Genomic DNA, 1,753 nt, shown 5'->3' on the forward strand with positions numbered 1-1,753 from the left:
TAGGCGTTTGCGAAACGCCAAACACCGCATAAATACGGTATTTTTTGTTGTTAAAATAAAATATCTCCTCAAGGTTTATGGTAAAATAGAGTTGACTAGAAACTAAATACCAATCCACCTTAAAGGAGATATACCTATATGATAACACATAAGCAGCTCACTTTGGCAGAAGTTTTTGAAGATTGCCAAAATAAATTCGACAACGACAAATATCAGTTTCTTTCTCTTCTCGATGAAGCCATCAACCTTGATGAAATTGTTCCTGTTTCTTTTGTTTTTCATTTTCACGCCCAAACCGGAAGACCTCGCAAGCACCAGCTTTATCCAATGCTCAAAGCACTTCTGCTCCAGCGTATTTTCTCAATCCCGACTGACACGCTCCTGATTGTGTTCTTGAAATACTCTCAGGAACTGCGTGACTTCTGTGGCTTTGATGTTGTACCGGATGGTTCAAAATTCACTCGCTTTAAACAGGATTTCTTATCGGACTTACAATCTATGTTCGATCATCTTGTTGATCTGACCGAACCGATATGCCAAAAACTGAATCCGGCTCTTGCTGACATGACAATCTTCGATACCTCCGGCATTGAAGCATGGGTTACAGAAAATAATCCTAAGTATGCCAATCGTATTATCAAACAGTTGAAGGCTTTTAAAAAATCCCATAACCTTGATGATTCCTACGATCCTTACAAAGCAGCCTATGGTTCCATGCCAACTCATGCTGCATCCAATCAGGCGATACAGCAGATGTACATCAACGGTCACTTCTGTTATGCCTATAAATTCGGTATCGTCACAAATGGACTTGGCATTGTCCGCGACATATCTTTCTACAACAAGGATTTCCTAAATGCACATCCTGACATTATTGTAGAAAAGAAATCAGATTCTCCGGATGAAGATAAATCTCTTGCCGACTCAAAAGCTCTGCTTCCTGTTTTAATTGATTTTTTCAAAAAGCATCCTTTAATAGAGCCGAAGACGTTTCTTGGGGATGCCGCTTTTGATACGATTGAGATCTATAAATCTCTTTTTGAAGACATTGGATTTCGTAAGGCTTTTATTCCTCTCCGGGTAAAATTATCCATGGAAGGAACTGACTACACTGTTAATGAAAATGGCATTCCCTGCTGTCCACACGATTCTACGCTTCCTATGAAACGAGAAGGCAGTAAATCTCATTTAAGAAGCAAACTTCCTACCATGAAATTTGTATGCCCCAAAATGAAATGGATGCGTGATAAGCATACTGGAAAAACTTATCGTAAGTGCCACTGTGATAATCCATGCACCACTTCTTCCTGCGGACGAATGATTTATATTTATCCTGAGAAAAATCTCCGCGCCTATCCTGGTATAGAACGAGGCTCGCATGAATGGAAAGACACCTACAAAATCCGTGTAAATGTTGAAAAATCAATCAACCATTTCAAGGATAGTTTCTGCATTGCGAATCGTAAAACGCAGAATGAAAAAACTCTTCATGCTGATTTACTTCTGGCGGGAATCACACAGCTTGTTACCGTACTTGTTGCGGATAAAATTCATAAACATCAATACATACGGAGTTTAAAGCCTTTAATTGCATGATATTCGATATTCATATCATCTTTTCTTCGCAGTCATCTGGGAAGTCTTTTTTCATGTCTAATTTTGATGTCACCTGCTTCTCATCTTAAGAATCCTGCATTGCAGGATTCTTACCGCATTTTTAATCAGGATTGCGAACTTGTTTCGCAATTACCTA

1 pseudogene is annotated in these 1,753 nt (G+C 39.0%); it reads left to right on the forward strand.

The annotated features are described in order from the left end of the window. Positions 1–138: 138 nt before the first annotated feature. Positions 139–1,504: pseudogene (locus tag H8S17_RS16020) on the forward strand (transposase); the annotation flags it as partial. Between the last annotated feature and the right edge of the window lie 249 nt (positions 1,505–1,753).

Source organism: Roseburia zhanii (genome assembly GCF_014287635.1).
In the GTDB taxonomy this organism is placed as follows: domain Bacteria; phylum Bacillota; class Clostridia; order Lachnospirales; family Lachnospiraceae; genus Roseburia_B; species Roseburia_B zhanii.